Genomic DNA, 18,599 nt, shown 5'->3' with positions numbered 1-18,599 from the left:
AGAAGGAGAGGACCATGACTGACGGCACCAAGCTCGTTATCGTCGAGTCGCCCACCAAGGCAAAGAAGATCGGCGGTTATCTGGGCAAGGGGTATGAGGTGATGGCGTCGGTGGGCCATATCCGTGATCTGGCCCAGCCCTCGCAGGTTCCGCCCAGCCGCAAGGAGAAGTTCGGCAAGTTCGGCGTCGACGTGAACGACGGGTTCGAGCCGTACTACATCGTCAACGACAACAAGAAGTCCACGGTGGCCGAACTCAAGTCCGCGCTGAAGAACGCCGACGAACTCTACCTCGCGACCGATGAGGATCGCGAAGGCGAGGCCATCGCATGGCATCTGGTGCAGACGCTCAAGCCCAAGGTGCCGGTCAAGCGCATGGTGTTCCACGAGATCACGCCCGAGGCGATCCGTCGCTCCCTCACCGCCACGCGCGACGTGGACGGGCACATGGTGGACGCACAGGAGACCCGCCGCGTGCTCGACCGACTCTACGGCTACGAACTGTCTCCCGTGCTGTGGCGCAAGGTGGGGCCGGGCCTGTCCGCCGGCCGCGTGCAGTCCGTCGCCACCCGACTGATCGTCGAGCGCGAGCGCGAGCGCATGGCGTTCGTCCGCGCATCGTACTGGGATGTGGTGGCCACGCTGGTGGCCGCCGACGGTGACGTCGATGCCGGATTCGACTCCCGACTGGTCGCGCTCGGCGGCCGTCGTCTCGCCGTGTCCAAGGACTTCGGCGCCGACGGGCAGCTGACCGACGCCGCGCGCAAGGACGAACCGGTCGTCATGGACGAGACGCTTGCGCATGCGATCGCCGACGCCGTACGCGACGTGCCGTTCGTCGTGCGTTCACTGGAGACCAAGCCGTACCGTCGTCGTCCGCAGCCGCCGTTCACCACGTCCACGCTGCAGCAGACCGCCGGCAATCGTCTCGGATTCAGTTCCCGCGCCACCATGCGCGCCGCGCAAGGCCTGTACGAGAACGGCTACATCACGTATATGCGTACCGATTCGGTCACGCTTTCCCAGGAGGCCATCGCCGCCGCCCGCGCCGAGGTGAGCAAGCGCTACGGCGACCGATTCCTGTCCGACAGCCCCAAGCAGTATGTGACCAAGACCGCCGGCGCGCAGGAGGCGCACGAGTGCATCCGCCCGGCCGGCTCCTCGTTCCGTTCCCCGGAGGAACTGGCGAACCGCGTGCCGCCGGACCAGCTCAAGCTGTACACGCTGATCTGGCGTCGTACGCTTGCCTCGCAGATGGCCGACGCCACCGGTTCCACCGCCACCGTCCGTTTGGGCGCCGACTCGGGTGCACATGGCGAGGCGCTGTTCCAGGCGTCCGGCACGGTGATCGAATTCCCCGGCTTCATGGAAGTGTACGGGGGAGCGCGTTCCGCGTCCGGCTCCGGTGCGGGTAAGGCGGAGTCCGGCAAGCACGGCGATACGAAGGGTACAAAGGACACGGAAAACGTGTCGCTGCCGCCGATGGCCGTCGGTGACTCGCTCACCGCCGTGGATGTGGAGTCCAACGGCCATGAGACGCAGCCGCCGGCACGCTACACCGAGGCGTCGCTCGTCAAGACGTTGGAGGCCAAGGAGATCGGCCGCCCGTCCACCTACGCGAGCATCATCTCCACGATCATCGACCGCGGCTACGTGTACGAGAAGGGCCGCGCGCTCATCCCGTCGTGGCTGGCATTCTCCGTGGTCAAGCTGCTCGAGACGAACTTCCCGCAGTACGTGGACTACCAGTTCACCGCACAGATGGAGAACGGACTCGACCAGATCGCCCGCGGTCACGAAAGCGGCCGCGACTGGCTGACGCGATTCTATTTCGGCACCGGCGAGGGCACGGTGGATTCGCCCGAGGCCGCGCACAAGGGCCTGCAGCAGCAGGTGGCGCAGCTTGGCGACATCGATGCGCGTGAGATCAACACGATCGACATCGGCGACGGATTGCACGTGCGCGTGGGCCGCTACGGCCCGTACCTCGAGGATATGAAGAACCTCGACGCCGACGGCAATCCGAAGCATGCGTCAATCCCCGACACGCTCGCGCCCGACGAACTCACCCCGGAGGTGGGGCACGAGCTCATCGCCACGAACTCCGGCGGTCCGCGCGTGCTGGGCATCGACCCTGCCACAGGCGGAACCGTGGAGCTTCGCAAGGGTCGCTTCGGCCCGTACGTGGCGCTGATCACCCCGGAGATGCAGGCGCAGCTCGAGGCCGAGAAGGCCGCGGAGAAGGAGGCCGAGGAGAAGGCGCGCAAGGCCGCCGAAGAGGCTGCGGCCAAGGGCGAGCCGGCTCCGAAGCGCCGCGCCACGCGCAAGAAGACCGCCACGATCAAGCCGAAGATGGCCTCGCTGTTCAAGACCATGGACCCCGATGCGCTGTCGCTGGATGATGCGTTGAAGCTGCTCAGTCTGCCGCGCGTCGTCGGCACGCTGGAGGAGACCAATGCCGAGACCGGCGAGACCGTCAAGGCCACGGTGGAGGCCAACAACGGCCGTTACGGTCCGTACCTGACCAAGACCGTGGAGGGCGGCAAGCCGGAGACACGCTCGCTGGGCAGTGAGGACGAGATCTTCACCGTGGACCTGGCCAAGGCGAAGGAACTGTTCGACCAGCCCAAGTACGGTCGCGGACGTGGCCGTGCGGCCGCCAAGCCGCCGCTGCGCGAGCTTGGTCCGGATCCGGACACCGCCAAGCCGGTGACGATCAAGGACGGCCGATTCGGTCCGTACATCACCGACGGCGAGACGAACCGTACGCTGCCGCGGCAGTTCACGCCCGAGTCGATCTCCCCGGAGGAGGCGTTCCGTCTGCTCGCCGAAAAGCGTGCCGCCGGTCCGACCAAGCGCAAGACCACGCGCAAGTCGACCGCGAAGAAGACGACCACCGCTAAGAAGTCGACCGCGAAGAAGTCTTCGACGGCAACGAAGAAGGCTTCCACGGCGAAGAAGACTACTGCCAAGACCAAGAAGACGGCCGAGTAGGAGAAGGCTTTATTTTCTCTCCGTTTGGGCGGGATTCGTGGGTTTCCGGTGTGGTTCCCTCCCTCTGTCACGACGTTCGTCGTGACATCTCCCTCCCGTGGAGGGAGAACGCTGTTCTCCTTCGTGCTCCCTCCGAGGGAGGGAGCTGGCCGGCGCAGCCGGACTGAGGGAGGGCTTCGACTTCGACGGGTCTCATTTTTCTTCCTGTCCTGGGTGGGATTTGTGGGTTTCGGGTGTGGTTCCCTCCCTCTGTCACGACGTTTGTCGTGACATCTCCCTCCCGTGGAGGGAGAACGCTGTTCTCCTTCGTGCTCCCTCCGTGGGAGGGAGCTGGCCGGCGTAGCCGGACTGAGGGAGGGCTCCGACTCCAGCCAGCCCCGACTCTCCCTGTCGTCTTCCCACCTCCCCGTTCCGCCGAAAAGTTGGCCCACGCCGATACGGTAGGGTGCATGGCTGGACTGTTTATCTCCTTTGAAGGCGTCGATGGCGTGGGCAAGACCACGCAGGTGGAGCGACTGCGTCAGTATCTCGAATCCCGCGGGCGCACGGTGATCGTGACCCGCGAGCCGGGCGGCACGCCGTTGGGCGCCACGCTGCGCCAGCTGCTGCTGCACAACGTGCCCGCTGCCACCGACGGCGTCCTGGCCGCCGACATCGCCCCGCGTGCGGAGGCCCTGATCTTCGCCGCCGATCGTGCCCAGCACGTGGCCGAACTTATCCGCCCGGCGTTGGCGCGCGACGAAGTAGTGATCACCGATCGGTATCTCGATTCCTCACTGGCATATCAGGCCGGCGGACGAGAGCTCACCTCCGACGAGATTCGCAATCTGAGCCTGTGGGCCACGAACAATCTGCTGCCCGTGCGCACGTATCTGCTTGATATGGATCCGGCCGTTTCCCATACGCGACTGCAGCATGAGGCCGATCGTATGGAATCCGCCGGCGATGATTTTCAGAATCGCACACGTCAGGCCTTCCTTGACCTGGCGGCCGCCGAACCGAATCGGTTCCGCGTGATCGACGCCGCGCAGACCATCGATCAGGTCTGGTCCGTGATTCAGGCCGACATCGACGCTCTGCTCGACGCCCCGGAGGCCACCCGATGACCGCCGCCGATTCCACCGCTTCCGCGCCCGCCGCCACCGGCACTGCCGCCCCCACCATCCCCGCCGTCTGGTCCACCATCGTCGGCCAGCGCCCGACCGTGGAACTCCTGTCCCGCACGGCCGCCACCACCGCGGACATTGCCCAGTCCTGGCTGATCTGCGGTCCCGCCGGTTCCGGCCGCTCCAATGTGGCGCGCGCATTCGCCGCCGCGCTCGAATGTCCGAACCACGGCTGCGGCGAATGTTCCACGTGCCGTCATATCCTCGCCGGCACGCATCCGGACGTCACCGTGCTCGCCACCGACAAGGTGACCATCGGCATCGATGCGGTACGCGGGCTCATCGAAAAATCCGAACAGATGCCGAGCACCGCGCCGTGGCGCATCATCATCATCGAGGACGTGGATCGCATGCTCGAGCGCACCACCAACGTGCTGCTCAAGGAGATCGAGGAACCGGCCGCGCACACGATCTGGCTGCTGTGCGCGCCGAGCGCCCAGGACGTGCTGCCCACGATCCGTTCACGCACCCGCGTGGTGAACCTCGCCATCCCCGGCGACCGCGAGGTAGCGAAGTATCTCATGACATCCGTGAACCCCACCCTGCCGGACGACAAGCGCTTCACCGAGCACGTGGCCGCCCGTGCCGCGCGTCTGGCCGAGGGACACATCGGCATCGCACGCCTGTACGCGACGAACGAACGCGTGATGAGCGACCGTGACACGCTCGTGGTCGGCGTGCTGAACCTTGCCAAGGCGTCGGATGCGGTACTGCTCGCCGACCATCTGATCTCCGATGCCAAGGCGCAGGCCGAGGCCGAGATCGACGTGCAGGTGGCGCGCGAGCAGGCTGATTTCCGACGCGTGAACGGACTGGGGGAGAAGGACCGCATCCCGCCGAAGATCCGCGGCGCCTACAATGCGATCGGCAAGAAGGAGGACGTGCGCCGCCGCGTGACCCGCCGTAGCCGCGACGTGCTCGATCGTGCGCTCAACTCCATCGCCAGCGTGTACCGTGACGTCGCCGTGCTGCAGAATGACGCCGAGGATTCCGTCGGCATCGTCAACAAGGAGAATCGTACGGCCATCGCCGAGCTTGCCTCGCGCCTGAGCCGCGAAGCCGCCATCGAACGATTGGAGCACGTGGCCGAGGCCCGTCGTCGTCTCGCCGGCAACGGCAACCCCCTCCTCGTCTTCGAGGCCCTCTTCTGCGCTCTGATCTAGCATTTTCCGGCTCCCCTCGCCACCGAGGGGAGCCGTCCGCCACACGGCGGACTGAGGGGAGTGCTCCAACCCCATTTCCGGTTTCACATACGCCAACCGCCATCGTGCCATATTTGTGTCATATTCCGAAACGTTTGACATATACTTAAGTTATTCGAATTAAATATAGTTGTGCGCTTTTTGAGCGCTACGGCGTGAGGCGCTTGGCATCGATGTCGTTGCAGGTCTTTGACTCATGGAATGGGAGATAGGTGTGGCTTCAAAGCACGAACTGGCACGTAAATTGCGGCAGCGGATCAATCAGGGGGAGTTTTCCGAAACCGGCAAGCTGCCTACCGAAGATCAGCTTATCGAGCAGTATCAGGTGTCCCGATACTGCGTGCGTGGCGCCATTGCCGTTCTTGCCGCCGCCGGCGAGGTGTTTCCGGTGCGGGGCAGCGGTGTGTTCGTCCGCGAGGACCGTGTCGGCAACTACATGCCTATCGGATCGTCGAACGGCATCGTTGCGGACTTCCCCGATCGCAAGGTGTCGTCGTTCGTGCAGGAGCTGGCGTTGATCCGTGCGGACAAGCAGCTGGCGAAGCGTATGCGATGCGCCGAGGGTGATCAGGTATGGCGGGTGGTGCGTCTTCGCAGCGTCAATGACCAGCCGATCAGCTACGAGACGGCGTGGTATCTCAAGGAATACGTGCCGTATCTCAATGAGGAGATCGCGCGGGGCTCGCTGTACGCCTACATGCGTGACGATCTGGGACTGACGTTCGGCTTCGACGACAAGGTGATCCATATGGGTTGGCTGACGGCCGAGGCCGCGCGACTGCTTGAGCTGAACGAGGGCGATCCCGCCATCTGCATCGAGGACGATGCGTTTCTGTCCAACGGCAAGCTGTTCAACGCGTCCCGAAACCTCTATCACTACAAGAACGCGAAGTTCTATTCGATGGCGTCCATGCGCTGACGATAAATCCCGATGATGATGCCGATGGTGGTGTCGACAGTGGCGTCGACGTCCGCCATCGGCATCGTTCGTATGGAGAGCCCGCGATGGAGAGCGGCGATCCGTTTAAAGAATAGATTCGAATAAATTCCTTACTCCGGCGTGTCGAAGTTTTGTTAATATGTTTTCAAAAACGTTGGAATTCCGGGCTTTTCGGGCTTTTTGTTCCTTGCTTTCGTGATTTTGACTTCCGACAGGGGGAGGCATATACTGATGACTTAGTTATTCGAACAACAGAGTGAACTGCGAATAACACGGATGTGGAGCTTGCGGGCACCGTTGCCCACAACTGTCCAAGGAAGGAAAGTCCATGAAGGAGAAGATGCAAGCCATCGGCGATGCGATGCTTAATGGCTTCATGAAATTCGCCAGTCTTAAGGCGCTGGTGGCATTGAAGGATGGCTTCATCCTGACCATGCCGGCTACACTGATCGGTTCGCTGTTCCTGCTGATTGCCAACATCCCGATTACCGGATATTCCGACTGGATGGCCGGAATCTTCGGCGACGAATGGAACATTGGCCTCAATCAGGTCAGTGCGGCAACGTTCAACATTCTGGCCATCATCGTGGCCGTCGGCATCGGCTACGCCTACGCTCGTAACGAGAAGTGCGACGGCATCTCCGCCGGCCTGCTGTCTCTGGTCGCGTTCTTCATCGTGTCCCCGTCGTCGATGGTGATGTCCCTGGATAAGGACACCCTCGCGGCGGCCACCGACACCACCAAGCACGCCGTCGACGTTGATGTCTCCGGTGTGTTCAACCAGACTTGGACCGGTTCCAACGGCATCATCTCCGCCATCATCATGGGCCTGCTCGTCGGTTGGGTCTACACCGCCTGCATCAAGCACGATCTGAAGATCAAGATGCCTGATGCCGTGCCCGCCGGCGTCACCAACGCCTTCTCCGCGCTGATCCCCGGTCTGTTCGTCATCACCGGCTCCGCCATCCTGTACCACCTGTGCAAGGGCTTCGGCGGCGTGTCCCTGACCGAGCTCATCTTCAAGATCCTCCAGATCCCGCTGCAGTCCTTGACCGATACCTGGGCCGGCGCCATCATCATCATTCTGCTCATGTCGGTGCTGTTCTGGTGTGGTATTCACGGCGCCAACGTCGTGTCCGGCGTGGTCACCCCGCTGCTGCTCGCCAACACCCTGAGCAACCAGAAGCTCTTCGATGCCGGTGTCGCTCCGTACACCAAGGCCAACGGCTTCCACTACCTGACCCCGCAGATGATCGACTGCTTCTGCAAGTTCTCCGGCGTCGGCCTGACCGTCGGCCTGCTGGTCGCCGCACTGCTCTTCGCCAAGTCCGAACAGATGCGTACCGTCTCCAAGCTCTCCATCGTGCCGGGCATCTTCGGCATCAACGAGCCTGTGATCTTCGGTCTGCCGATCGTGTTCAACCCGATCATGCTCATCCCGTTCATCCTGACTCCTATGGTCGCCATGATCATCATGTATGGCGCCGTCTCCATCGGCTTCATCGCACCGTTCGGCGCCGTCCAGGTGCCGTGGACCACGCCGCCGATCATCTCCGGCTTCATCCTCGGTGGCTGGAAGTGCGCGCTGCTGCAGATCATCATCGCCGTGATCGCCGTCTTCATCTACATGCCGTTCGTGAAGATGCAGGACAAGGTCTGCCTCGAGCAGGAACAGGGCGACGAGGAGGCCAAGTAATCCGCTAAGTCTTAGCTTTCCCGTCATATCCGGCTGGCCGTGCAACCAATCGTCGACCGCCAATCGATGATGCGGCCAGCCGCCCCCCTAAAAAATTCAATAACATTCTTGGCGATGCGGCAACGTATTGCCATCGTTTCTCTCACATTAGTAATTGCCTACCATCATGAGCGGCTTCGGCCGCGGAATTCAAAGGAGAACATCATGAAGATCGTACTGTGCTGCAGCGATGGAATGTCCACTTCCATTCTGGTGAAGAAGATGCAGGACGCCGCCGCCCAGCGTGGCATGGACGCCGACATCTCCGCCATGCCGGTCTCCACCCTCGAAACCAACGCCCAGGACGCCGACGTCATCCTCCTCGGACCCCAGGTGCGCTACATGCTCCGTGGCGTCAAGAAGGAGTTCGCCTCCAAGCCCGTCGAGGTCATCGCCCCGCAGGACTACGGCATGGCCCGTGGCGGCAACGTCCTCGACTTCGCCCTGAAGCTCGCCGGCAAGTGATCGCGGCCGGAACGCAACAGGATCAAAGAGTACAGGAGAACATCATGGATATGGAAACCACCTGCTTCCAGCTCATCACCGCCGCCGGCAGTGCGAAGTCCGACTATCTCGAGGCCATCAACACGGCCAAGGACGGCGATTTCGAGGGTGCGCAGAAGCTCATCGAATCCGGAGACGTCAGCTATCGCGAAGGCCATACGGTGCATTCCAAGCTGGTGCAGCAGGAGGCGGCCGGCAGCGCGGTTCCGGTCGGTCTGCTGCTCATCCACGTCGAGGACCAGATGATGGCCGCGGAGATCTTCCGCGCCATGGCCGTAGAGATGATCGGGCTGTACAAGAAGCTCGCCGATCAGGACAAGTGACGGGTCCGATATGAAGTTTCCCGATGGATTCCTTTGGGGAGGCGCAGTGGCGGCCCACCAGCTGGAAGGCGCATGGAACGAGGGCGGCCGAGGCCCGAGCATCTGTGACGTGCTGACCGGCGGGGCCCACGGCGTGGCCCGAGAGATCACTGATGGCGTGGTGGAGGGCAGGAACTACCCGAACCAGCGCGGCATCGACTACTACCACACCTTCCGTTCGGACGACTCCCTGTTCCAGGAGATGGGCTTCAAGTGCTTCCGCACCTCCATCTCGTGGTCGCGCATCTTCCCCAACGGGGACGAGGACGAGCCGAACGAGGAGGGACTCAAGTTCTACGACAAGCTGTTCGCCGACTACCGTGCCAAGGGCATGGAGCCGGTGGTCACGCTCTCGCACTTCGAGATGCCTCTGCATCTGGCCAAGCAGGGCGGATTCGTCAACCGTGACGTGGTCGACTGCTTCGTACGGTTCGCCACCACGGTCATGGAGCGCTACAAGGATCTGGTCAAGTACTGGCTGACCTTCAATGAGGTCAACAACCAGATGGAGATGCACACCGAGATCTTCCCGTACACGAACTCGGGCATCATCCCCGACCCGAACGACACCCCGCACGAGGTGGAGCAGAAGGTCTGGCAGGCCATCCACAACGAATTCGTCGCCAGCGCCATCGTCGTCAAGCGCGGTCATGAGATCAATCCGGACTTCCAGATCGGATGCATGATTGCCATGGTGCCGATCTACCCGGCCACCTGCAACCCGGACGACGTGATGCATGCCGAGGTGCTGATGCGCGATCGTCTGCTGTTCGGCGACGTATACGTGAACGGCGAGTACCCGCACTACCTGCTCAATCGTTGGGAGCGCGAGGGATTCGACATCAAGCGCGAGCCCGGCGACGACGAGATCATCAAGGCCGGCACCGTCGACTTCATCTCGATCAGCTACTACATGAGCGCGGCCGTCAAGGCCAGTGAAGTGCCGAACTGGGACGGACACGGTCTGCCCGGTCAGGTGCGCAACCCATACATCGCCGCCACGGACTGGGGCTGGCAGATCGATCCGGTCGGCCTGCGTTACGTGCTGTGCACGCTGTACGAACGCTACCGCAAGCCGATCTTCGTGGTGGAGAACGGCATCGGCATGTACGAGACGCCCGACGCCGACAACTTCGTGTCCGACGACGCGCGCATCGCCTACCTGCGTTCGCACATCGAACAGGTCGGCAAGGCCATCGCGCTGGATGGCGTTGAGGTCATGGGCTACACCGTGTGGGGCTGCATCGACGTGATCTCCTTCGGCACCGGCGAGATGAAGAAGCGCTACGGACTGATCTACGTGGACGCCGACGACTACGGCAAGGGCAGTTATCGACGGTTCCGTAAGAAGTCCTTCGACTGGTATCGCAAGGTGATCGCCAGCAACGGCGAGGAACTGTAAAGGCTGTGTGGGCCGAAACGGGAGTTTCGGTCCACATCGCATTATGTGCAAGCAACGCGGATACGCCGGCAGGGAGCCGGACGGAGAGAAAGGAATACGATGTCGCGCAAGCTGATTCTGCTGGATATCGATGGCACGCTGGTAGGACGGACGCATCATATTCCCGAGAGCGCGGTCAGTGCTGTACACGCCGCCCAGGCCAAGGGGCATCTGGTGATGATCTGCACCGGGCGGGCCAGTGTGGAGATCGAGGACCATATTCTCCAGACGGGCTTCGACGGACTGATCGCCGTATCCGGCGCATACGTGGAAGTCGGCGGAACGGTGCGCTCCGAACGGTTCATAGAGCCGGATGTGGTGACGAGCGCCAGCAAGGTGCTGGACACGTTGGGCGTGGATTACGTCTGGCAGTCGTCCAAGGGCATGTGGGGCACTCGCCGACTTCTCGAGAGGCTTCAGGTGTTCACACGGTTCAAGGACTCTTCGGATGCGATGTCCCGTTGGCATGACATCGACGACAGCCGACGTCATGCGGTCTCGCTTGGCTGCGGCATCGGCGATGTTGTGCCGGCCAGCAAGGGCACGTTCCTGGTGCCGGACGATTCCGAGCTCACCCTGGCCGACGTGCATTGGGCGCTCGGCGACGATCTGGCGATGGTCAACGGCTCGATGGGTTCGTTTGCGAAGGTCAACGGCGAGGTGATGATTCCGGGCGTCACCAAGGGTTCGGCATTGCGCGAGGTCGCCGAACTGACCGGCGTGCCGATGTCGGAAACCGTGGCCGTTGGCGATAGTGACAACGATCTGGCCATGCTCGAGGCGGCCGGCACCGCCGTGGCCATGGGCAACGGCACCGATTCCGTCAAGGATGTCGCCGATTTCGTCACGGGCGACGTCGACGAGGGCGGGCTGTATCAGGCGCTTCAGCGACTGCAGCTGCTGTAGGTCGGCCGCAGTCAGGAACGGGAACGTTGCGTGGAATCGCGGACTATCACATGAGGAAGGAGGAAGACATGAGCCGGGCAATCACGGTCGGCGTCGATCAGACGCAGCGCCTCTGCGGCGATCTGCTGCGTGGGCGGCTGCAGGGACGTCAGCTGCGGCATGGCGAGCGTCGCGAGCGGCGTATCGCCATGGCTGACGATGCACACGTCCTGCGGGACGCGCAGTCCCAGTGCGTGCAGTGCGTGCAGTGCGCCCATCGCGATGGCGTCGTTGATGCAGATCAGCGCTTCGGGGCGTCGCTGGAATGCGCTCGTGTCGTTCCTCGTTTCCGTGGCAATGTCGCCGGCGTCGCCGTCGCCGGAGTTGCCATCACCGGAGTTCGCGAACAGCCTCGTGGCGTAATCGAATCCGTATGCCATCGTCGAGGTGCCGGCTGGTACGGCCGTCCGGTCGTTCCATTCCCGGCGGGTGAACAGGCCGTATTGCGTGGTCTGGGAATCGAATGCGCTCAGCAGCGCGTCGGCGTCGAACGCACCGCCGTTGCCGGCAGCGGAGACCGTCGGGCGGGGTCCGTGCAGGAATGCGGCCGACCGTACGCCGACTTTGGCGAGGTGCCGCAGGGTCTCCGTCATGGATGCCGCGTTGTCGATGCCGATCATCGACGTGCAGAACGCTCGCTGGGTGCCGCCCACCTGCACGATGGGAATACGCCGGGCGTGATGCTCCAGAACATCCGTGAGATCGACGCCGGGGTCGGTCGCGATGATCAGACCGTCCACATGACGGGCCGTCATGGCGGCGATGCGTTGCTTCAGCAGCGTGGCTGTGCCGCCGAGGCCAAGCGCCAGCTGCTGCGACCGCTGGCTGATCATCGGTTCGAGGACTCCGATCAGCTGGGCGACGAATGGGTCGTCGGCGTTGGACGCGATCAGGCCGATGGTGTTGGTCACGTCGGAGCGCAGTGCGCTGGCCGCGTGATTCACCGAATAGTTGAGTTTGATGGCGGCGTCTCGCACGTTTCGGGCGATGTCGTCGTCTTTCGTGCGTTTGCCGGACAGTACGCGGGACGCCGTGGCGGAGGAGACGCCCGCCAGTGCCGCCACATTGGCGAGAGAGGGGGTCGATGATGATGCGGATGCCGTTGGTATGTGTTTGGTCATACGCCCTTCCTGATGGTCGCCGTGCCCGCATGATGCATGCGTGGGGGTCGAAATGTTTCGCAGAACAGAATACGACCGCCCGGATACCGCGGGCGGTCGTAGGCAAACAGCGGGTGTCGACTGTGAAATCAGTCGGCGGCGAGAAGAGTTTCGATCAGGGAATCGGCAACGGATTCGGCGTTGTCGCCCTCAACGGTGATTTCCACCGTATCGCCCTGCTGAATACCCAGGGCCATGATCGACAGGATGGAGCCGGCCGGAGCGGGATCGCCGCCCTCCTTGGCGATGGTGACGGTGCAGCCGGAGCCCATGACGGCCTGAACGAACTGGGCCGCCGGGCGGGCGTGAATGCCGACCGGATCGTTGATGACTGCTGTGCGGGTAACCATGATGACACTCCTTTGCGTCTGTGGATAGTTGGTTGTGTGCATCTCGTTGCGGTCGATTTCGACCACGTATTGACGAGTATAGTGTATACGGCGACAAAATCCAGCAAACGATTACCCTTGGTGTGTCGCGAAAAGAAAAGTATAAAATTCAGACTTTCAGAAAACGATTTCTGAAACAGCTCAGGACAACTGAATACCAAACAAAGAAGGAGAATCCCATGGAAATCACAGGTGTTGGCATTGGCCGCGGCGTTGCGGTTGGTCCTGTCGTCCGTATGGCGGCGGCATTGCCGGAGCCGGCGGATACGCCGCGTGCGGAGAGCGTGTCCGCCGAGGCGGAGATCAAGCGCGCGAACGATGCGCTGGCCGTGGTGAACGACGATCTGCGTCGTCGTGCCGAAGAGGCCGCCAACGGAGACGAGGGTGCCAAGAAGGCCGCTCCGATCCTGCAGGCCATCTCCATGTTCGCGTCCGATCCGTCGCTGGCCAAGAACATCTCCGATCTCATCGCCAATGGCAAGACCGCCGAGCGTGCTGTGCTGGAGGGATTCGCCGCGGTCGAGTCCGTGTTCAAGGCGATCGGCGGCTACCAGGCCGAACGTGCGGCCGATCTGCATGATGTCGGTCAGCGCGTCATCGCCAACCTGATGGGTCTGCCGGCCCCCGGCATTCCGTTCAGCGAGACCCCGTTCGTGCTGGTGGCCGAGGATCTTTCCCCCGCCGACACCGCCTCGCTTGACATGGACAAGACCCTCGCCATCGTCACCTCGCAGGGAGGTCCCACCTCGCACACCGCCATCCTGGCCCGCGCCCGTGGCATCGTCGCGGTGGTCTCCGCGGCCGAGGCCGATGATCTGACCGACGGCGAGACCGTGATCGTCAACGCGGCTTCCGGCACCGTGATCTCCGAGCCGACCGACGACCAAATCGCCGCCGCCGAGGCAGCCCGCGCCCACGCCGCCAAGGCCAAGGAGCTGCGCGGCAAGCCCGGTTCCCTCAAGGACGGCACCCACATTCCGCTGCTCGCCAACGTCGGCAAGCCCAAGGACGCCGATCCGGCGCTCGAGTACGGCGCCGAGGGCGTGGGCCTGTTCCGCACGGAGTTCCTGTTCATCGGCAACTCCGAGCCGCCGAGCGTGGAGGAACAGACGAAGGCTTACACCGAACTGCTGAGCCGTTTCCCGGGCAAGAAGGTCGTGATCCGTCTGCTCGACGCCGGTGCGGACAAGCCGCTGCCGTTCCTCACTCAGGAGGACGAGCCGAATCCCGCGCTGGGTCTGCGCGGTCTGCGCACCCTGCGCGTGCACAAGGACGTCATCGAGGGCCAGCTCAAGGCCCTTGCCGCCGCCGACGCCCAGACCAACGCCGATCTGTGGGTCATGGCCCCGATGGTCTCCGACGAGCATGAGGCCGCCTACTTCGTCAAGCTGGGCAAGAGCTTCGGTCTGAAGAAGGTCGGTGTGATGGCCGAGGTGCCGTCCATCGCCCTGATGGCCGACAAGGTGGCGCAGGTCGCCGACTTCGTGTCGATCGGCACCAACGATCTGACCCAGTACACCATGGCCGCCGACCGTACGCTCGGCACGGTCTCCAACTACCAGACCGCATGGCATCCGGCCGTGCTGCGCATGATCAAGCTCATCGCCGATGCCGGCAACAAGTACGGCATGCCGGTCGGCGTGTGCGGTGAGGCTGCGGCCGATCCCGATCTGGCCGTGGTTCTCGCCGGCATTGGCGTCAACTCCCTGTCGATGACTCCGGTCGCCCTCGACGACGTACGCGCCGAACTGGCCAACTGGACGATGGACGAGGCCCGCGAGAAGGCCGAGAAGGCGCTTAACGGCGAGTTCTACAAGCCCGCCTGGGGCGACTGATTCAACTCTGCCAGCCAAATGGCCGATACACCTGAGCGTTGACGCCGATCGGCTGGATCGCCGCTTTGCGGCGATATCACTGTGGCCCGGATTTTTTGCCTTCCTTGGGTCCGGGCCACTTCCTCGTTCTTCGACTCCCCGGGGAAGGCGGCCGTTCAATACATGACAGACCGAGGGGAGTCCTTCAGCTCTATTTCTGGTTCATGCGACGAAATGCTTGTTGTTGCATGAACCAGTAAATGCCGGGCATTTGCCGGGCCTTGATCGGGCGTCGACCGCCACGATGCCGAGTCCCCAGCCGCACCCATCATTACGATGGTGCACATGAGTGATTCGGAGAAGGGGCACCCGCCGGCCCGGGTGCGGCTCAAGGACGTGGCCGAGGCGGCCGGACTGTCGCTGACCACGGTGTCGCGCGCGTTTTCTCGTCCCGGCCGCGTGAGCGAGCGCACGGTGCGATACGTGCATCAGGTGGCGAACGAACTCGGATATATCCCCGATCCGATCGCGCCGGTGGAGGAGAAGCGGCAGCTGCGCTCCGTGATCGCCGTGCTGGTGGCGAACCTCGACAATCCCGTGTTCGTGGACATGATCCACGGCATGGATACGCGTCTTGCCGAATACGGATTCGTGACGAGCGTCGTCGATTTCCAGGAGGACCCCGTTCGCGAGATCGAGGTCGCCGAGCGTCTCGCCCCGTTCGTGGATGCGGTCGTGTTCGCTTCGCCGCGCACGTCGAGCACGTCGATCCGCAAGATCGCGCAGGTGGTACCCACAGTGGTGGCCGATCGTGTGGTGCGCGGCGTGCCGTCGATCGTGGTCGACGATCGTGCTGCCACGGCCGACGCGATGGAGTATCTTTCCCGACTCGGCCACGGCAAGGTGACGTATCTGGCCGGTCCGGACGGCTCATGGCAGGACGGATACCGTTGGAATTCCCTGCATCTGGCGAGCCGCAGAATCGGCATGACGATGCGCCGCGTGGCTGGCGAATCGTTCCTGCGCGAGGGCGGTCGGCGTGCGGTCGACGAGTTCCTGCGTAATCCGACCACGGCGGTGGTCTCCTACGACGATCTGATGGCAATCGGGTTCATGGAGGGGCTGGCCGCGCGCGGATACGCGATTCCCGACCGCTGCTCGGTGATCGGCTTCGACGGCATCGTGCAGGGCGCGGAATACACGCCGCAGCTGTCCACCATCGCCATCGACTACCGTGACCTCGGCAGTGCGGCGGCCCGCTGCCTGATCTCACGTCTGCTGCACATCGGCGAATCCGCCGGTCCGGTCGTGCGCGTGCCCGCCGAATTCATCCCCCGCGCGAGCACCGCTCCCGCACCGCGCCGGTAATCACACCGTAACCGAGCGTAATCGGCTGCCCCCGTTCGCCCACCTATACTGAAACCATGAAGATTTCAGCCGATTTCACCGTGATTCCCGATGTGTTCGCCAAGGCCGCCGAACCGGAGTACATCAACGCCGGCGTGCCCGTCGTGTCGTTCCCGTTCTACGTGGACGATGTCAATCCCGACGCCCAGTACCTGCACTGGACGTTCACCGACCCCGATTCGATTCCCGTGTGCGGGTTCGAATGGATCCATTGGACGGTCGCCAATCTGCCGATCGCCGCGCTTATGTACGACTTCAACGATTCGCATGCGCTGCAGATCCCGCCGGACTTCTCCCGCCAGATGGTGGCCATGATCCCCGAGGCGCTGCAGGGCCGCACCTCGCAGGCGTCCCGCTTCGTCGGCGGCACCGACCCGGCCGCGACCATGCGGTACAACGGACCGCAGCCGCCGGACAAGGACCACGACTACTATCTGCACGTGTACGCCACCAAGCAGCCGCTCAAGGGACTGAACGGCGGCTTCTGGATGAACGAGATGATCCACGCCCTGCGCGATTCCGCCGCCAACGGCGACCCCGCCGATCAGGACGCCATCTTCCTCACCGGCAAGGCCTGACTCACCAACCATCCTTCCCCAGAGAAGGCCAGCACACGAAGTGCACTTCATTCCCTATCCTTCCCCTTGAGGGGAAGGTGGCACGCGCAGCGTGACGGATGAGGTGATCACAGATCACACCCATCCCCGCCATCCCCTCAAACCCATCATTCACCAAAGGAGAACCCAAACCCACCATGGCATGCACCACGATTCTGGTCGGCAAGAACGCCAGCTACGACGGATCCACGATCATCGCTCGCAACGAGGATTCGCAGCAGGGCGAATTCACGTCGAAGAAGTTCATCGTCGTCAAGCCCGATGATCAGCCTCGCCATTACCGTTCCGTCATCAGCCACGTCGAACTCGACCTGCCGGACGATCCGATGCAGTACACCTCCGTGCCGAACGCGAACCTCAAGGAAGGCATCTGGGGCGAGGCCGGCGTCAACGAGGCGAACGTGGCCATGAGCGCCACCGAAACCCTCACCACCAACGAGCGTGTGATCGGCGCCGACCCGTTCGTCGAGCTCACCCCCGCGCGCGGAACCGAAGGCGAGCCCGGCTACGAACCCGAAGTGCCCGGCGGCATCGGCGAGGAAGACATGCTCACCATCGTGCTGCCGTACATCCGCTCCGCCCGCGAAGGCGTGGAACGACTCGGTGCGCTGCTCGAGGAATACGGCACCTACGAGATGAACGGCATCGCCTTCTCCGACGTCAACGAGATCTGGTGGATGGAGACCGTCGGCGGCCATCACTGGATCGCCAAGCGCGTTCCCGACGACGCCTACGTGACCATGCCGAACCAGCTGGGCATCGACGAGTTCGATCTCGACGACGCACTTGGCGCCCAGGAGGAGCACATGTGCTCCGCCGACCTTCGTGAGTTCATCGACGACAATCACCTCGATCTCGCCGTCGAACCGGTCAGCCCGCTCAACCCGCGTGACATGTTCGGCTCGCATTCCGACCGCGACCACGTGTACAACACGCCGCGCGCCTGGTACATGCAGCGCTTCCTCAACCCGTACGACGAGGTGTGGGACGGCCCCGACGCCGCCCATCGCCCCGACAGCGACGACATCCCGTGGGCTCGTCAGCCCGAACGCAAGATCACGATCGAGGACGTGAAGTACGTGCTCAGCTCGCACTATCAGGGCACGCCGTACGATCCGTACGGAACGCTTGGCGACGAACACACGCGCGGCAGTCTGCGCCCGATCGGCATCAATCGTCAGAGCCAGCTCGCCGTCATGCAGATCCGCCCGTACCGTCCCGAATCCTGCCGCTCCATTCAGTGGATGGCGTTCGGCTCCAACCCGTTCAACACGCTCGTGCCGTTCTACGCGAACGTCGACACCACGCCCGCCTATCTTGCCGATACCACCGATCATGTGGACTCCGGCAACTTCTACTGGGCGAACCGACTGATCGCCGCGCTCGCCGACGCGCATTTCGCCGCCGCGTCGCCGCTGATCGACCGCTACTGCGAGAAGACCGGCGGACTTGGTCACCGTATGCTCGCCGCGGCCGACGAGCAGGTGGGCCGTCTCGATACGAATCCGGTGGATCTGGATGATCTTGCGGACGAGGAGAAGGCCGTCGACGACGTGCGTGACGCCGACGCGATCATCGCGTCCACGCGTAACCCGGAGGTGCGCGGCATTCTCGCCGCCGCCAATCAGACGATCGCCGATCAGGTGAAGGCGGAGACCGACGCGCTGCTCGGCGACGTGCTGTACGCCGCCAGCATGAACATGCGCAACGATTTCCACCTCTCCGACAACTGATTCCTAATTCGCCGTCTCCCCTCCCAGGGAGGGGAGATGTCAGCTCCGCTGACAGAGGGGAGGGGTCAGCACCCAGATCCGGTTGCTCAAGTGACCAGTATGAGATACCCCAGTGTCTCCCCTCCCAGGGAGGGGAGATGTCTGCAAAGCAGACAAAGGGGAGGGATCAGACCCCTGCGCGCTCCCAACCC

Annotated in this window: 15 protein-coding genes; 13 read left to right on the top strand and 2 right to left on the bottom strand. The window is 63.2% G+C overall.

Annotation, left to right across the window (positions count from 1 at the left end; genetic code table 11):
* Positions 1 to 14 precede the first annotated feature (14 nt).
* The 9 genes from topA (at position 15) to D2E23_RS08125 (ending at position 11,249) form a co-directional block, all read left to right on the top strand.
* Entirely contained in the window at positions 15 to 2,993 is a 2,979-nt protein-coding gene (gene topA, locus D2E23_RS08165; protein ID WP_126030430.1) for a type I DNA topoisomerase, read from the top strand.
* 449 nt (positions 2,994 to 3,442) lie between these two features.
* Complete coding sequence (gene tmk, locus D2E23_RS08160) at positions 3,443 to 4,099, top strand: dTMP kinase (RefSeq protein ID WP_126030429.1); 657 nt, start codon at positions 3,443 to 3,445, stop codon at positions 4,097 to 4,099.
* A complete protein-coding gene (locus D2E23_RS08155; protein WP_126030428.1) occupies positions 4,096 to 5,322 on the top strand; it encodes a DNA polymerase III subunit delta' in 1,227 nt (408 codons plus the stop codon). Before tmk ends, D2E23_RS08155 begins: the two co-directional genes overlap by 4 nt.
* A 253-nt stretch (positions 5,323 to 5,575) precedes the next feature.
* Positions 5,576 to 6,280: a GntR family transcriptional regulator gene (locus D2E23_RS08150; RefSeq protein ID WP_126030427.1), complete on the top strand. Its 705-nt coding sequence runs from the start codon at positions 5,576 to 5,578 to the stop codon at positions 6,278 to 6,280.
* Positions 6,281 to 6,629: 349 nt separating this feature from the next.
* Positions 6,630 to 7,997: a PTS sugar transporter subunit IIC gene (locus D2E23_RS08145; RefSeq protein WP_206432023.1), complete on the top strand. Its 1,368-nt coding sequence runs from the start codon at positions 6,630 to 6,632 to the stop codon at positions 7,995 to 7,997.
* A gap of 204 nt (positions 7,998 to 8,201) precedes the next feature.
* A complete protein-coding gene (locus tag D2E23_RS08140; protein ID WP_126030426.1) occupies positions 8,202 to 8,501 on the top strand; it encodes a PTS sugar transporter subunit IIB in 300 nt (99 codons plus the stop codon).
* Between the two features lie 44 nt (positions 8,502 to 8,545).
* Complete coding sequence (locus D2E23_RS08135) at positions 8,546 to 8,863, top strand: PTS sugar transporter subunit IIA (protein WP_164520743.1); 318 nt, start codon at positions 8,546 to 8,548, stop codon at positions 8,861 to 8,863.
* 10 nt (positions 8,864 to 8,873) lie between these two features.
* Positions 8,874 to 10,304, top strand: a complete 1,431-nt coding sequence (locus D2E23_RS08130) for a 6-phospho-beta-glucosidase (RefSeq protein WP_126030425.1) — start codon at positions 8,874 to 8,876, stop codon at positions 10,302 to 10,304.
* 99 nt (positions 10,305 to 10,403) lie between these two features.
* The gene (locus D2E23_RS08125) at positions 10,404 to 11,249 is read left to right on the top strand and encodes an HAD family hydrolase (protein WP_126030424.1); all 846 of its coding nucleotides are present in this window, start codon (positions 10,404 to 10,406) and stop codon (positions 11,247 to 11,249) included.
* An 11-nt stretch (positions 11,250 to 11,260) separates the two neighbouring features.
* Here the strand turns inward: D2E23_RS08125 and D2E23_RS08120 are convergent, their stop codons facing one another.
* Positions 11,261 to 12,409, bottom strand: a complete 1,149-nt coding sequence (locus tag D2E23_RS08120) for a LacI family DNA-binding transcriptional regulator (protein ID WP_126030423.1) — start codon at positions 12,407 to 12,409, stop codon at positions 11,261 to 11,263.
* 128 nt (positions 12,410 to 12,537) lie between these two features.
* Positions 12,538 to 12,798: an HPr family phosphocarrier protein gene (locus D2E23_RS08115; protein ID WP_126030422.1), complete on the bottom strand. Its 261-nt coding sequence runs from the start codon at positions 12,796 to 12,798 to the stop codon at positions 12,538 to 12,540.
* 218 nt (positions 12,799 to 13,016) lie between these two features.
* On the opposite strand from D2E23_RS08115, the gene ptsP reads away from it, so the two are divergent.
* From ptsP to D2E23_RS08095, 4 genes are all read left to right on the top strand, one after another.
* Positions 13,017 to 14,672 carry a phosphoenolpyruvate--protein phosphotransferase gene (gene ptsP / locus D2E23_RS08110; protein ID WP_126030421.1) on the top strand — a complete coding sequence of 552 codons (1,656 nt, stop codon included), beginning with the start codon at positions 13,017 to 13,019 and terminating at the stop codon, positions 14,670 to 14,672.
* A 324-nt stretch (positions 14,673 to 14,996) separates the two neighbouring features.
* Entirely contained in the window at positions 14,997 to 16,019 is a 1,023-nt protein-coding gene (locus D2E23_RS08105) for a LacI family DNA-binding transcriptional regulator (protein ID WP_164520742.1), read from the top strand.
* A gap of 56 nt (positions 16,020 to 16,075) precedes the next feature.
* Positions 16,076 to 16,636, top strand: a complete 561-nt coding sequence (locus D2E23_RS08100; protein ID WP_126030419.1) for a YbhB/YbcL family Raf kinase inhibitor-like protein — start codon at positions 16,076 to 16,078, stop codon at positions 16,634 to 16,636.
* A gap of 176 nt (positions 16,637 to 16,812) precedes the next feature.
* Positions 16,813 to 18,408: a C69 family dipeptidase gene (locus tag D2E23_RS08095; protein ID WP_126030418.1), complete on the top strand. Its 1,596-nt coding sequence runs from the start codon at positions 16,813 to 16,815 to the stop codon at positions 18,406 to 18,408.
* The last annotated feature ends 191 nt before the right edge of the window (positions 18,409 to 18,599 follow it).

Source organism: Bifidobacterium callimiconis, from assembly GCF_003952005.1.
Classification (GTDB): Bacteria; Actinomycetota; Actinomycetes; order Actinomycetales; family Bifidobacteriaceae; genus Galliscardovia; species Galliscardovia callimiconis.
The sequence above is the reverse complement of the archived record's forward strand: the minus strand, read 5'-3'. Positions and strand labels throughout refer to the sequence as shown.

Excerpts from the sequence above, each read along its gene's own strand:
- D2E23_RS08095 (WP_126030418.1), top strand. The coding sequence starts at position 16,813 with ATGGCATGCACCACGATTCTGGTCGGCAAGAACGCCAGCTACGACGGA.
- ptsP (WP_126030421.1), top strand. The coding sequence starts at position 13,017 with ATGGAAATCACAGGTGTTGGCATTGGCCGCGGCGTTGCGGTTGGTCCT.
- D2E23_RS08120 (WP_126030423.1), bottom strand. The coding sequence starts at position 12,409 with ATGACCAAACACATACCAACGGCATCCGCATCATCATCGACCCCCTCT.
- topA (WP_126030430.1), top strand. The coding sequence starts at position 15 with ATGACTGACGGCACCAAGCTCGTTATCGTCGAGTCGCCCACCAAGGCA.
- D2E23_RS08130 (WP_126030425.1), top strand. The coding sequence starts at position 8,874 with ATGAAGTTTCCCGATGGATTCCTTTGGGGAGGCGCAGTGGCGGCCCAC.
- D2E23_RS08100 (WP_126030419.1), top strand. The coding sequence starts at position 16,076 with ATGAAGATTTCAGCCGATTTCACCGTGATTCCCGATGTGTTCGCCAAG.
- D2E23_RS08105 (WP_164520742.1), top strand. The coding sequence starts at position 14,997 with ATGAGTGATTCGGAGAAGGGGCACCCGCCGGCCCGGGTGCGGCTCAAG.
- D2E23_RS08115 (WP_126030422.1), bottom strand. The coding sequence starts at position 12,798 with ATGGTTACCCGCACAGCAGTCATCAACGATCCGGTCGGCATTCACGCC.
- D2E23_RS08140 (WP_126030426.1), top strand. The coding sequence starts at position 8,202 with ATGAAGATCGTACTGTGCTGCAGCGATGGAATGTCCACTTCCATTCTG.
- D2E23_RS08145 (WP_206432023.1), top strand. The coding sequence starts at position 6,630 with ATGAAGGAGAAGATGCAAGCCATCGGCGATGCGATGCTTAATGGCTTC.
- D2E23_RS08125 (WP_126030424.1), top strand. The coding sequence starts at position 10,404 with ATGTCGCGCAAGCTGATTCTGCTGGATATCGATGGCACGCTGGTAGGA.
- tmk (WP_126030429.1), top strand. The coding sequence starts at position 3,443 with ATGGCTGGACTGTTTATCTCCTTTGAAGGCGTCGATGGCGTGGGCAAG.
- D2E23_RS08135 (WP_164520743.1), top strand. The coding sequence starts at position 8,546 with ATGGATATGGAAACCACCTGCTTCCAGCTCATCACCGCCGCCGGCAGT.
- D2E23_RS08155 (WP_126030428.1), top strand. The coding sequence starts at position 4,096 with ATGACCGCCGCCGATTCCACCGCTTCCGCGCCCGCCGCCACCGGCACT.